Genomic DNA, 13,200 nt, shown 5'->3' with positions numbered 1-13,200 from the left:
TGAGACACTGCTTGACTGTGGGTGATACCGATAGAACTGTAGAGCGTTGCCGGACGTCGCGTATGAAGATTTGTCGCCTGAATGTCACGGCGACGTCCAGCCAAGCCTGTCAGGCGTAGATAAAGCGGTTGACCACGCCTTCAAGCAGTTCCTGACGCCCACTGACGGCCTGCGGGTTCAGCTCGTTGGCGAAGGCGTGTTCGGCGAGCGAGGCAAGGCTGAATTCGCCTGCCAGTACCGATTGCCCGAAAGGCTGCTGCCAGCCGGCGTAGCGCTGATCCTTGAAGTGCTGGAGTTTATCGTTCTGCAGCATGGCGGCGGCACGCTCCAGCGCCAGGGCGAGGACGTCCATCGCGGCAACGTGGCCGTGGAACAGATCGATATCGTCGAGGCTCTGGCGACGCACTTTCGAGTCGAAATTGAAACCGCCATTGGTGAAGCCACCAGCCTTGAGAATCTCGTAGGTGGCGAGGGTCATCTCTTCGACGCTGTTGGGAAACTGGTCCGTGTCCCAGCCGTTCTGTGGGTCGCCACGGTTGGCGTCGATGCTGCCGAAGATTCCCAGCGAGACCGCCGTGGCGATTTCGTGGTGGAAGCTGTGCCCGGCCAACGTGGCGTGGTTGGCCTCGATATTGACCTTGATCTCGTTTTCCAGGCCGTACTGCTGCAGAAAACCGAACACCGTGGCGCTGTCGTAATCGTACTGATGCTTGGTCGGCTCCTGTGGCTTGGGCTCGATCAGCAAGTCACCCTGGAAACCGATCTTGTGCTTGTGCTCGACCACCATGCGCATGAAGCGACCGAGTTGTTCGCGTTCACGCTTGAGGTCCGTATTGAGCAGGGTTTCGTAGCCTTCACGACCGCCCCACAACACGTAGTTGGACCCTTTGAGGCGCTGGGTGGCATTCATCGCGCTGAACACCTGGGTCGCGGCGTAGGCAAAGACTTCCGGGTCCGGGTTGCTGGCAGCGCCTGCGGCGAAGCGCGGGTTGCTGAAGCAGTTGGCCGTGCCCCACAGCAGTTTTATGCCGCTCTGTTGCTGATGGCGTTCCAGGTGATCGACCATGTGCGCGAAGTTGTGGCGATACTCCTTCAGTGAGGCGCCTTCCGGTGCCACATCGGTGTCGTGGAAGCTGTAGTAGTCGATGCCGAGCTTGGAGAAGAACTCGAACGCCGCTTCGGCCTTGCCGATGGCCAGTTCCATCGGGTCACCGGACCCTTGCCAGGGGCGCTTGAAGGTGCCGACACCGAACATGTCGGCGCCCGGCCATACGAAGGTGTGCCAGTAGCAGGCCGCCATGCGCAAGTGCTCGCGCATGGGTTTGCCGAGGACCAGCTTGTCTGCGTCATAGTGGCGAAAGGCGAGGGGCGAGTCGCTGTCAGGGCCTTCGTAGCGAACCCTGTCGACGTCGGGGAAGTACGGCATGAGCGTTTTCCTTATTGTTCTTGGCGGTGTCTGGATACTAGCAACGGCCCCGCGTGCGCTGATTATGAAAATCGTCAACGCACAGTGCGATTTTGAGTGTTGAGATTCGCCGGTCAGCGGCCTAGTCTGTGGCCAACGGCGTCGTGCTTATCGAATCGGCATAAAAACAATGAAAACCGTACCTCCCGTTCACCGTATCGCGCTGTTGTTCAACGGCAGCAAGATTTATGACCGCGGCATCATCAGCGGTATCGGCAACTACCTCAGCAGCACCCGGGTGTCCTGGGACCTGTTCCTGGAGGAGGATTTCCTCTGTCGCCTGAAAGGCATCGAGCGCTGGCAGGGCGACGGGATCATTGCCGATTTCGATGACCCGCTGATCGGCGAGGCACTGGCCGGGATCAAACTGCCGGTGGTAGCGGTGGGTGGGTCCTATCAGGATGAGCGCGCCTACCCGAAGGGTATTCCTTATGTGGCGACTGATAATCACGCCTTGATCAAGGCGGCTTACGAGCACTTGATCGAGGCCGGGCTGACGCGCTTTGCCTGCTTCAGCCTGCCTGAAGCGCAAGCCAATCGCTGGGCCCAGGAGCGCGAGCAGGCCTTTCGCCGCTTGCTGCAGCGCGACGGCCTGCACGCCGAGGTCTATCGTGGCCTGGGCACCAGCGCGCCGCTCTGGGACAGCGCGGTAGAACAGCAGATCGCCTGGCTGCAAAGCCTGCCCAAACCGATCGGCATCATCGCCGTGACCGACGCCCGCGCTCGTCAGCTATTGCAGGCCTGCCTGACCGCCGGAATTGCCGTCCCCGAACAGGTGGCGCTGATCGGCATCGACAATGATCCGTTGACCAGAACCCTCACTCGCGTGCCACTGAGTTCGGTCGTTCAGGGCACCGACACCATGGGCCGCACCGCCGCACGTCTGCTGCACCAGATGCTGCACGGCATGCCGTCCTCGGGTACCCACATTCTGATACCGCCGGATACTGTCAACGTGCAGGCTTCGAGTCTGCATCAGCCTTTGGGTGACCCCTATGTCATGCAAGCGCTGCTGTTTATTCGGCAGTACGCGTGCCAAGGCATCAAGACTGCACAGGTCGCCGCCTACGTGGGCGTTTCGCGCTCGTCACTGGAGTCACACTTTCGCCGCGTAAGGGGCTGTAGCGTGCATGACGAGATCCTGCGTTTCAAACTGGCCGCCGCTGCGAACGGACTGGAAAACACCGGGCTGGCCATTGCCGAAATCGCCCGTGATTGTGGTTTTCGGTCTGCGCAATACCTGCACACCGTGTTTCGTCGCGAGTTCGGCTGCACGCCGCGAGAGTACCAGCAGGGTGCCAATGCGGCCGTGCAATGCTCAAGTGCCTGACAAGGTCAGGCAGCCACGACCCTGATCGTCCAGAAGTCGGTAGACAGATTTTCATCCAGCAGATAACTGTAGGGCAGGGTGAAGTAGCCTTCCATGCCCCAGCCAGCGCCCCATGAGTTGCGCAAGATGAAATGCTGATGGGCATCGTTGTAGCCCACTGCCAATACGCAGTGCCCTCCCAGCATTTTTTCGTGAGGACCCGGCATTGGGGCATGCCCGGTCTTGGCAACTTTCTTGCTTTCAAAGCTCTCGTAGACGGAAAAACCAATGACAAACGGATAACCTGCCGCCAGGCAGCCTTTCATCTGGTTGAGGTTTTGCGCAACTTTCTGATAAGACACCGCCTTGTACTTTCTTGCATCCTTGTAGCAGGCTGCCGGAGGTTTGACAGCGAACTTTTCAATATCATAAGGCCACTCTTCTTCAGGGCAATCACCTTGCTTCGCAACACTTTTAATGCCGTGCCGGATCATCGCGCCGCTGTCCGAATCGACGGTATGTTCAATAACCCGTTCGTTGTAATAGATAAACAACCGCGAGGGTTCGAATGCTGGCGTCAGCTTTTGCTTCATGCGATCAAACTGAATCGCTCCGGCAATACCGTTTGCGGTGCAACTGCCCAGTTGGCCCTGATCGTATACAGGCGGGCAATGGGGGCGCAGGTCAACCCTGTGTGGAAGCGCCGCCAGTGCGGTGGGCGGGGCGGCATACAGATGATCGCGATGATCAGGCAGATCGCGAATCCATCCATACTGTTTGACGGTATAGGTCATTCCGTTTCTCCTTGTAAGGCACGGTCAGGAAAATTGATATCGCTCATGTAAGCAGGTTTTTGATAGGCGTTGGATTAAAATTCATTTAGTACCTAGTGTGCTATGAGTTGGCCAGGCAGGCTTGGTTGGCCAGGGGTGTTAGTTGAGTAAAAACCATTTTAATCAGTTCATTACATGGCCTTATGCAATGCACTTACACCTCTTTTTGCGCATGGCACGGACCAGGGTTTTTATCGGAAGTGGCGAAACGATACCGCTTGGGCGGAACCTGTCCTGCACCTGATAAGCGTACCAATGGGTACATTTAAATTGACAGCGTGCGGTGTACGGGCTAAAACATACTCCTTGGTACAGTTATGGGCGAAACGTCACTCGTCGCATGCAAGATAAGGGGGTAGGGGATGGAGACGATGCAACTGCATGAAGTACTGACTGCTCGCCTGCGTATCGATAAGCCGCAAGCGCTTTGCAACCCGCAGCGGGGCCAGCGCAGCAGCGGTGAGATACTGGGAGGAGAATTTAACGGCGATGGATTGCAGGGGCAGGTTCTTCCGGGAGGCAGTCTTTTTCTCGTGCCCCAGGATGACAGCCTTGCACGATTCAGCCTGTACTACACCTTGCTGACTGACGATGGAATAAAGATAGATGTCGTTGGAGAGGGGCTCGTGGCCTTCGATGAAGCGGACCGCGCACCATTGGACGAATCGCGCTGTCGGTGCACGTGCAGCAAGCAGTTCAGCGTTGCTTCCGGTACGCATGATGACCTGCAGAGAAACCTGTACGTCGGCAGAGTAAATATACACGCCGGGGATGACAGCATGCGTGTCAGTATTTTTCAGGTTAACGAGATATAAAGAGCCTTCACAGAAGCGGGCAGATGTGAAAGCACGTGTTGGCTTTGTCTATCGAGGCGCAACCCTTGTCGTCGACACCTGTCGGGCCCGGCGCAACGAAATTTAAATTATTTTTTCTATTGATGTATAGAAGCAGGGCTTGATTCGTTTGCACCCGGAAGAGGGGGGGCTTGTCAGGCCTGAGGGTGTGGGAGCTGGTTGCTCAGGGTACTCGGCAGCACAAGCAAAGCATCGTGAAAAGGCTTCATCCGGGGCCGTTGAAGCATGTTCATTACATCCCGATCATTTTGTCGAAGTCGCCAGTTCACAGGGGTTTGAAGTGCTCGAAATGTTGTCTCCCGACAAGCAGCTCGAGCGTTACTGTTAAAGGCGTGAGGAGGGTCTGTCGCTCACGCCGAATATCTATCTGGTTTATTCGGTTAAGGCGTGAACCTTACTGGCTGACAAAAAAGCTCAGTCCTTTGCTGATCGCACACTCATAACTCACCGGCGTACCCACTTGTTGATAGCCAGGAACATTCAGCGTGGTCATGCTGAATGTGGCTGTGCCGTTCGAGCGTACCTGATAGCGAATGAATTGCTCGATGGGCTTGTTATCGCGGTCGAGGCTGAAATGAGTGTCCGAAAACGCCAGGGTGCCGTCGGGGGTGATGCGGTAGGCATCGATGCGTTTGCCGCCTTTGGTTTTGGACGGCTCGGCACCGGCGATCGAGGATTTGCATTGTCCCAGGTCGATCACCACGGCGACCGATTTTCCGGTATTCAATGCCTGGGTAATGGCAGAGTAGGTGGGTAGCGCGTCGCCTGCGTGAGCGAGGCCTGGCATTGAAAGAGCAAGCAGTGCAGCGGCGTAGGAATGTTTCATGGCAGCTCCAGGAAGTCAGTCTGAAGGGGGAAAAGACCCGTCCATCTCGCGATTATCGAGCGTCGCGAAACCTACCATAAGCTTCGATTCAGGTGGGCCCACGATAGCAGTGGCACCTCTCTGTTCAGAGCATCTTCATCCTTTGCCCTGTTCTGCCGATAGACATGACGGAGTTAATTTATTCACCGGTCACGGGAAGGGGATTGAAGATGCTGAGACAGCTGAAAATAGCCGCGCGGACCTCCGCCTGCTTTGCGTTGATGGTGGTGCTGGTGTTCGGGCTTGGTATTTTCAGCATTCAGCAATTGCACGGTATTCGTGAGCAATCGCTTGAAATAGAAAACGATGCGCTTCCCGGGATTGCGCTGGGTGACGATATTGCCCTGGCGGTCGAGAAAACCCGCACGACGGTGGCCAAAATGCTTGCCGCTCATGATATGGCGCAGGTGACTCTGGCTCATACCGAGTTCCTTGACAGGAAGGCCGGGTTCCAAAAGGCCGTAGAGGCCTACGACCCGCTGATCACCGAGGATGACGAGCGCGCGCTCGTCGAGGGGCTGAAGAGTACTTATCAGGGCTACATCGAGCGTGCCGAGAAGGTCTATACGCTGATCAACGAGAATCAGGCGGAGGCCGGAAGGGCGCTGGTCTGGGGCGAGATGAAGGCCATGGCGGAAGGTATGGAAACGGCGCTTGGCAAGCTGGAAAAGATCAATGATGACTCCGAAGCCGAATCCAGCGCAGCAGCGACGTCGGTGTATGAAAACGCCCTGATCGTCACTCAGGGGGTCATGTTTCTGACGGTGTTGCTGACGGTATTGCTTGCCTGGCGTCTGACCAAAAGTCTGGCAGTGCCGATCAGTCAGGCGCTGCACAGCTCGGAAACCATTGCCGCGGGCGACCTGCGTCCCAGCGCAATCAACCGTGAGGGCACTGATGAAGCGGCCCTGTTGCTGCAATCGATGGAGCGCATGCGCGGCAATCTGAGCCAGACCCTGAGTCAGGTGGGCGATGCCGCTCACCAGTTGGCGTCGGCCACGGAAGAAATGAGCGCCTTGATGGTCAACAGCAACGCCGATCTGGTGGTGCAGAACAGCGAAATAGAAATGGCCGCCACCGCGGTCACCGAGATGAGTCAGGCGGTCGATGAAGTCGCGCGTAATGCGGTGACCACTTCGGTGGAATCCAGAGCCTCTTCGGTGTCGGCCCGCGAAGGTCAGGAAGAGCTCAATCAAACCGTCAAATCGATCCTTGAGCTGACCCGAAATGTGGGCACGGCGTCGGTCGAGGCGCAGGCGCTGGCAACCCGCACGCTGGATATCACCAAGGTGCTGGATGTCATTCGCGCGGTGTCCGAGCAAACCAACCTGCTGGCGCTCAACGCTGCCATTGAAGCGGCACGCGCGGGCGATGCCGGACGGGGTTTTGCCGTGGTCGCCGACGAGGTGCGCGCGCTGGCCCACCGCACCAGCGAATCGACGCGCGAGATCGAAACCATGGTCGGGCACATCCAGCAGGGCACCAAAAGTACCCTGCTTGCGCTTGAAGTCAGTACCGAACAGGCGCAACGCACCAAACAACAGGCCGAGTCGGCCAATGCCGTGCTGGCCAGCATCGCCAGCTCGGTGATGGTTATCGATGAGCGCAATACGGTGATCGCCAGCGCCTCCGAGGAGCAGGCACTGGTTGCGCGGGAAGTGGACCGCAACCTGGTGCGCATCCGTGACTTGTCGGCACAATCGGCGGTGCGCACCAGCCAGACCGGCAGCGCCAGCCAGTCGCTGGCCGAGCTGGCGAGTGACCTGACGATCACCCTGGGGCAATTCAAGCTCGGATAACACGCGCCTATAGCAGGCCTGTTCCCGCATCGATTCGCTGTTGTCCGTGCAACAGCGAATCGACAATGTGTTTGGCGCTGACGCCGGCAAAGCCAGGCCACTCCGCGCAAACGCCATCTGGCGCAACAGCTTGAAAGCGCCTGGCGCAGGGCTTCACGCCATCGCCAGGCGGCGCACAAGGCTTTGGGCATGACCTGTGCACTGCCGATCAGGATTGTTTTCCTGAGCCAGCGGAGCCACCCGAATGCCTGATGCCGTCCCGACCCCCAAGACCAAACGCCTGCATGCAATAGGGCGCACCCTGGTGCTGAGCCTGTTGGCCACCAGCCTCGTCGCAACCGCGTATGCCGAGGACAGCGACGTGCCTTCGCTGGCGGGCAAACGCATTGCGATCAGCATGACCGGCACCAGTCACTACTTCGATATCAAGGCCTTCCAGGCGCAGGTGGATGAGGTCAAGCGCCTGGGCGGCACGCCCATCACGCTCGATGCCGGTCGTAACGACAAGAACCTGGTCAATCAATTGCAGACCGTGGTCACGCAAAAGCCCGATGCAGTGATCCAGACCCTTGGCACTCTCAGCGTTATCGACCCCTGGCTCAAGCGCATCAGCAAGGCGGGGATTCCGCTGTTCACCATTGATGCGCCATCGCAATACAGCCTCAACAACACAACCTCCGACAACGTTGCCACCGGCAAGGCGCTGGCCGGGCAACTGATCAAGGACGCAGGTGGCCAGGGTAACGTGCTGGTGTTCAATGGCTTTTATGGCGTACCGGTCTGTGCCATTCGTTATGACCAGCTCAAGTTGGCGCTCAAGGATCATCCGCAGCTGAAAATCATCGAGCCGGAGTTGCGCGATGTCATTCCCAACACGGTCCAGGACGCCTATTCGCAAGTCTCGGCGTTGCTCAACAAGTACCCCAAAGGCAGTGTTTCGGCGATCTGGGCCGCGTGGGACATTCCCCAGCTTGGCGCCAGCAAGGCGCTGATCGACGCCGGCAGAACCGAAATCAAGACCTACGGCGTCGACGGCACGCCGGAGGTGCTCGAGCTGATGCGCCGCGAAGATTCGCCGGTGGGTGCTGTGGTTGCCCAGCAGCCTGCATTGATCGGCAAGACTGCGGTGCAGAACGTCGCCCGTTACCTGGCCGGGCAGCACGATCTGCCAAAGGAGACCCAAGTGCCCACCTTGCTGACCACGGCCGCCAATCTGCCGGATGTGCAAAAGCTCAGAGGCGATAACTGACGCGGGAGATCGATCATGGGATCAGCGATTACAGACGTTGCGGCGCTGCCACCAGCCTTGCACTTGAAGGGTATCAGCAAGCGCTTTGGGGCCACTCAGGCGCTGGATGGCGTCTACCTGCGGGTCGAGGCCGGAACGATTCACGGGCTGGTGGGGGAAAACGGGGCGGGCAAGTCGACCCTGATCAAGGTTCTCGCCGGTATTCATCGTGCCGATGCCGGCCGTTTGAGTATTCATGGCCAGCCGTTCGACAATTTCACGCCGCGTCAGATCGAGGCTGCAGGCGTGCACTTCATTCATCAGGAGCGACTCCTGCCAGGCAGCTTCAGCGTCGGCGAGGCTCTGTTTTTCGGGCAGGAAATCAAGCGTGGCCCCTTCGTCGATCGCCGCGCTCAGGAGCGTGAGGCAGCAAGGCTTCTGGACGATTACTTTGCCATGCGCCTGCCCGCCGGGGCGCTGGTACGCGATCTGGACAGCGCCCAGCGGCAAATACTGCAGATCACTCGCGCGTTGCTGGCCAAGCCGAAGGTACTGGTGTTCGACGAGCCGAGTGTGTCACTGGTCAAGCAGGAGGTGGACCGCTTGCTGGACATCGTTCGCCGCCTGCGCGATGAAGGGCTGACCATTGTCTACATTTCCCACTACTTGCAGGAGATCGAATCGCTGTGTGATCAGGTCACCGTGCTGCGTAACGGACGCGATGTGGCGGTGCTCGATCCGGCTCTCACCAGCACCGCGCAGATCGCCCGGCTGATGGTCAATCGCGAGGTAGGCGAGCAATATTTCCGTGCCCGGACATTATCCGGCGCGCCCGTGCTTCAACTGCGCGGACTGGGGGCAGGGCGCTTCTACGACGGCGTTGACCTGAGCGTACGGTGTGGCGAAGTACTGGGCCTGACCGGGCTGGTCGGTTCGGGTGCCAAGGAGCTGCTCAAGAGCCTGTTCGGGCTGCTCAAGCCGGATCGCGGCGAATTGCTCTTGAACGGTCAGCGGTTGCAGCTGAAATCACCGCGTGACGCGGTACGCTATGGCATCGCGCTGGTCCCCGAGGAGCGCCGCACACACGGCGTGGCACCGGCGCTTTCGGTGCTGGAGAACATCACCCTTGCCAGCCTGGGGCGCTTCAGCCGCTGGGGATTGCTCGACGCTGCGGCGCAGGCCGGGGAAAGCCAACAGCTGATCGATGAACTGGCAATCAAGACCTCAGGCCATGATGCGCCGGTGCACGCGCTCAGCGGTGGCAACCAGCAGAAGGTTGCGCTGGGCAAATGGCTGAGCCGCCATTCGACGTTATACCTGCTGGACGAGCCCAGCGTGGGTGTCGACATCGGCGCCAAGGTGGAAATCTACCGGTTGATTGCCAAGCTTGCCGAGGGCGGCGCGGCGGTGCTGGTGCTGTCGTCGGACTTGCCGGAACTGATCGGCATCACTCAGCGCATTGTGGTCCTGCACAGAGGACGCGTTGCAGGCGAATTCGACTCATTGAGCACAGACAGCGACCAGTTGCTGGCCTGCGCCACGGGCGCCACTGAAAGCGACCATGACAGCCAATCATTCCCTCCGGAGGCCCATTATGTCCGCGCTTGATCTATCCGTTGCGCAGGCTGACGATCCAGCGCAACGCTGGCTCGTGCAACTGGCGCAGCGCGGTTCGTTGCTGGTGTTTCTGGCGATTCTGCTCGGCTTTGCCGTCAGTGCGCCGAACTTTCTCAGCCTTGGCAACATCAGCAATGTGTTCGCCCAGTCAGCAACGCTCGGCATACTCGCGCTGGGCCTGACCTGTGTGGTCATCGGTGGTGGTTCCAATGTGGTCAGTGGCGGCCTGGACCTGTCGCTGGCGGCCAATCTCGGTCTGTGTGCGGCCGTCTACAGCAGCCTGAACAATGCCGGGCTCGATGCCTGGCAAGCGATTGGCCTGACGCTCGGCTGCGGCCTGCTGGTCGGCGCGTTCAACGGTATGGCGGTGGTGTTTTTACGCTTGCCGCCGTTACTGGCAACGCTGGCGAGCATGAACCTGATTGCCGGCCTGGAACTGGTGCTGACCCAGAACACTGTGCTCGCGACCGACTCGGCATTGCTGGACAGCCTGGCGTCCGGCGTCTGGCTGGGTGTTCCGGCGCTGGCCTGGGTGCTGCTGGGTGTCGCGGCGGTGTTGTGGCTGGTGATTCAGCACAGCGCGTTCGGCTTGCGTTTGTACGCCATCGGTGAATACCCGCAAGCAGCCGAGGCTGCCGGGTTGAATCTGCGGCGCTATGTGTTTGCCAGTTACCTGATTGCCGGTGGCTGCGCTGCGCTGGCTGCATTCTGCTCCGCAGCGTTTTTCAGCGGCAGCACGACCGGTTCCGGTGACATGCTGCTGTCAGTGGTGGCCATCGCCTTTCTCGGCGTGGTGTTCTCGCGGCGACTGACTGCCAATATTCCCGGCACGCTGTTGGCGACGCTGCTGCTGGGCTTTCTGATCAACGGCTTTCAATTGCTGAACATTTCCAGCTTCTGGGTCAACGGCGTGCAAGGCGTGTTGATTCTGCTGGTGGTGGCATTTTCCGGGGCACTCGGCCGCCGGGAGGGTGAACAATGAGTACGCTGGCCCTGAATACCTCTTCGACGCTGGTAAAGGTGCTGCCGCGCCTGTTGCCAGCGGTCCTGCCGCTGTTGGTGCTGATTATCCTGCTGTTTTTCGCGATCAATGCACCGGGCTTTCTGAGTTGGGGCAATCTGTCGAGTCTGGTGCTGAATAACTTCGTGTTGCTGGCCATCGTGGCAATCGGCATGACCTGGGCTGTTGCGGCTGGCGGTATCGATCTGTCGGTGGGCACGGCGCTGGACTTTGCCAGCCTCGGTTTCGTGGTCACCCTGAATGGCGGTCATGGTCTGGGCGCGGCCGTTGCGGTGGCTATGCTGGCAGGGGGCATCGCCGGGGCGTTCAACGCGATGCTGATCGCCGGGCTGCGTATTTCGCCGTTTCTGGCGACACTGGGGACGTTGTTTATCGGTACCAGCGTGCAGCAGTTGTTATCCGACGGTGGCCAGCCGATCTATATCGCTCAGGGCGCGTTGCCGGGTATCAGCGCTGTGCTGATCCTCGGCGTGCCATTGCCGCTGCTGGTGGTCGGCGTGCTGGCAGCGCTTTACGGGCTGATCCTGGCGCGCGGACGTCTGGGGCGGGAAATCCTCGCGCTGGGCACGCAGCCGCAACTGGCGTATTACTCGGGCTTGCCCACGCGACGCATTGCCATGCAGGTGTTTTTCGCCAGCGCGCTGGCCTGTGCGGTGGCGGGTATCCTGCTCAGCTCCACGGTTAACGCCTACGTACCGATGTCGGGCAACGCTTACCTGATCAATGCCATCGGCGCCGTGTTCATCGGTACGACGCTCAGTCGTCAAGGGCGTCCGAATATTCCGGGCACACTTTTGGGCGTGCTGTTCATCAACGTGATCGCCAATGGCCTGTTGCTGATCGGCTGGAACTTCTATTGGCAGCAGGTTGCGACCGGGGCGCTGATCTTTCTGGTGCTGGCGTTCAGTTTTACCAGTCGCCACCTGCTGCGTAACGCGGCGTAAGTGTGCCTCAAGCGTTGCCTTTACCGCTGCCGATCTGCCAGACAAACGGCGGCTCGGTGCCGTTGATGCGCCAGTCACCGACAATGCGCGCCTTGTAGATCAGCGGATTGTGCGAGGCGGCTGTGCGCGCATTGCGCCAGTGGCGGTCCAGCGCCTTGTTGACGCTGACACCTGAAGCGCCTAGCGCGTTGAACAGATCGCTGGTAGCGCGCAGCACCAGTTCCGAGACGATCACCTGGGCCTTGGCGGTCTCGATTTCGGCGGCGATATTGGCGTCTTTTTCCCGTTGTGGGTCATTGCCGAAGCGCGCCACGTAGGCACGCTGCAACGGCTCCGCGGAGCGCAGCGTTGCGGCCTCGGCGGCGTAGACCTGGGCAGCGATCTGACCGACCACTTGCTGCACCTGCGAATCCTGGCTGACGCTCCCGGCGTTGCCATGGCTGAAGACGCGTTTGCGATCGCGCACTTCCTGAGCGATGTCGCGTTCGACAGCTCGACCGATACCGGCCAGCACCGCCAGCAGCACCAGTTGATAAAACGCGGTCTGGTATTTGAAGCGTTGCTCGAACGGTATGACGTGTGTGGCCGGCAGCGGCACGTTGTCGTAGACCGAGGTGCCGCTGCCGGTGGTGCGCTGGCCGAACCCGCCCCAGTCATCACTGTGACGCACGCCGGCATGCCTGGCGTCGACCACCGCGATCACATCGGCGCCAGTATCGGAGCGCTGAGCATAGACGTCGATCCAGTCGGCAAAGATGCTGCCGGTGCTGTAGTACTTGGTGCCGTTGAGCACGAAACCATCGCCTTGCGGGCTGACCTTGGTCATCACATCGCCGATTTTCACCGCGCCGACTTCGGTCCAGCCGTTACCCACCAGATCCCCGGCGACAAAGCGCGCAAACCACTGGTCACGGTCAGCGCCGGGCGGTGCATTCAGACGGTCCTCGACAAAGGCGAAGTGCGCACGCAGGGCTTGCGGAATGTTCGAATCGGCTTCGGCCAGCTCGATCAGCAGTTGAAACAGCTGGATGATCGAAGCACCTGCACCGCCATATTCGATAGGCACACGCACAGCGCCGAAACCGGCTTTCTGCAGCCAGGCAATCGGTTCATGAGGCAGGGCGCGGGCTTTTTCGCGTTCGACGCTGCCAGCGCCGATCTCACGGAAGATCGGGCGAAATCGGTTGGCCAGGGTTTCGTAATCGGTCCCCAGCGAGAGCGGGTTCGAGCCGGTTGTTTGAGTCATGCAGTACTCCTGAGCGCGA

General features: G+C 59.7%; 11 protein-coding genes and 1 pseudogene. 8 read left to right on the top strand and 4 right to left on the bottom strand.

What is annotated here, in order from left to right:
* Positions 1-109 precede the first annotated feature (109 nt).
* Complete coding sequence (gene xylA / locus KUIN1_RS14610; protein WP_116886648.1) at positions 110-1,426, bottom strand: xylose isomerase; 1,317 nt, start codon at positions 1,424-1,426, stop codon at positions 110-112.
* A 169-nt stretch (positions 1,427-1,595) separates the two neighbouring features.
* Between xylA and KUIN1_RS14605 the strand changes: the two genes are divergently transcribed.
* Complete coding sequence (locus KUIN1_RS14605; RefSeq protein ID WP_024638598.1) at positions 1,596-2,795, top strand: XylR family transcriptional regulator; 1,200 nt, start codon at positions 1,596-1,598, stop codon at positions 2,793-2,795.
* 5 nt (positions 2,796-2,800) lie between these two features.
* Here the strand turns inward: KUIN1_RS14605 and KUIN1_RS14600 are convergent, their stop codons facing one another.
* On the bottom strand, positions 2,801-3,568 hold the full coding sequence (locus tag KUIN1_RS14600) for a C1 family peptidase (RefSeq protein WP_011268058.1): 768 nt from the start codon (positions 3,566-3,568) through the stop codon (positions 2,801-2,803).
* A 401-nt stretch (positions 3,569-3,969) separates the two neighbouring features.
* On the opposite strand from KUIN1_RS14600, the gene KUIN1_RS14595 reads away from it, so the two are divergent.
* The gene (locus KUIN1_RS14595) at positions 3,970-4,422 is read left to right on the top strand and encodes a DUF3237 family protein (RefSeq protein ID WP_024638599.1); all 453 of its coding nucleotides are present in this window, start codon (positions 3,970-3,972) and stop codon (positions 4,420-4,422) included.
* A 433-nt stretch (positions 4,423-4,855) separates the two neighbouring features.
* Here KUIN1_RS14595 and KUIN1_RS14590 read toward each other — a convergent pair whose 3' ends face one another.
* A complete protein-coding gene (locus tag KUIN1_RS14590; protein WP_024643202.1) occupies positions 4,856-5,287 on the bottom strand; it encodes a VirK family protein in 432 nt (143 codons plus the stop codon).
* A 164-nt stretch (positions 5,288-5,451) separates the two neighbouring features.
* On the opposite strand from KUIN1_RS14590, the pseudogene KUIN1_RS28740 reads away from it, so the two are divergent.
* From KUIN1_RS28740 to KUIN1_RS14560, 6 genes and pseudogenes are all read left to right on the top strand, one after another.
* Positions 5,452-5,976 (top strand): annotated as a pseudogene (locus KUIN1_RS28740) (MCP four helix bundle domain-containing protein); the annotation flags it as partial.
* On the top strand, positions 5,956-7,125 hold the full coding sequence (locus tag KUIN1_RS14585; protein ID WP_371134856.1) for a methyl-accepting chemotaxis protein: 1,170 nt from the start codon (positions 5,956-5,958) through the stop codon (positions 7,123-7,125). The pseudogene KUIN1_RS28740 and the gene KUIN1_RS14585, both read left to right, overlap by 21 nt.
* Before the next feature lie 244 nt (positions 7,126-7,369).
* Positions 7,370-8,374: a sugar ABC transporter substrate-binding protein gene (locus KUIN1_RS14575; protein ID WP_011268054.1), complete on the top strand. Its 1,005-nt coding sequence runs from the start codon at positions 7,370-7,372 to the stop codon at positions 8,372-8,374.
* A 15-nt stretch (positions 8,375-8,389) separates the two neighbouring features.
* On the top strand, positions 8,390-9,961 hold the full coding sequence (locus tag KUIN1_RS14570; RefSeq protein ID WP_103377752.1) for a sugar ABC transporter ATP-binding protein: 1,572 nt from the start codon (positions 8,390-8,392) through the stop codon (positions 9,959-9,961).
* Complete coding sequence (locus KUIN1_RS14565) at positions 9,948-10,952, top strand: ABC transporter permease (protein WP_103359516.1); 1,005 nt, start codon at positions 9,948-9,950, stop codon at positions 10,950-10,952. The genes KUIN1_RS14570 and KUIN1_RS14565 overlap by 14 nt, the downstream gene beginning before the upstream one ends.
* Positions 10,949-11,935, top strand: coding sequence for an ABC transporter permease (locus KUIN1_RS14560; protein ID WP_053275827.1), 987 nt, complete (start codon positions 10,949-10,951; stop codon positions 11,933-11,935). Before KUIN1_RS14565 ends, KUIN1_RS14560 begins: the two co-directional genes overlap by 4 nt.
* Positions 11,936-11,942: 7 nt before the next feature.
* Here the strand turns inward: KUIN1_RS14560 and KUIN1_RS14555 are convergent, their stop codons facing one another.
* Positions 11,943-13,181 carry an acyl-CoA dehydrogenase family protein gene (locus KUIN1_RS14555; protein WP_116830918.1) on the bottom strand — a complete coding sequence of 413 codons (1,239 nt, stop codon included), beginning with the start codon at positions 13,179-13,181 and terminating at the stop codon, positions 11,943-11,945.
* Positions 13,182-13,200 lie beyond the last annotated feature (19 nt).

Origin of the sequence: Pseudomonas sp. KUIN-1 (assembly GCF_009176725.1) — a bacterium.
Taxonomy (GTDB): Bacteria; Pseudomonadota; Gammaproteobacteria; order Pseudomonadales; family Pseudomonadaceae; genus Aquipseudomonas; species Aquipseudomonas fragariae.
This window is presented reverse-complemented; position numbering and strand designations above follow the sequence as displayed.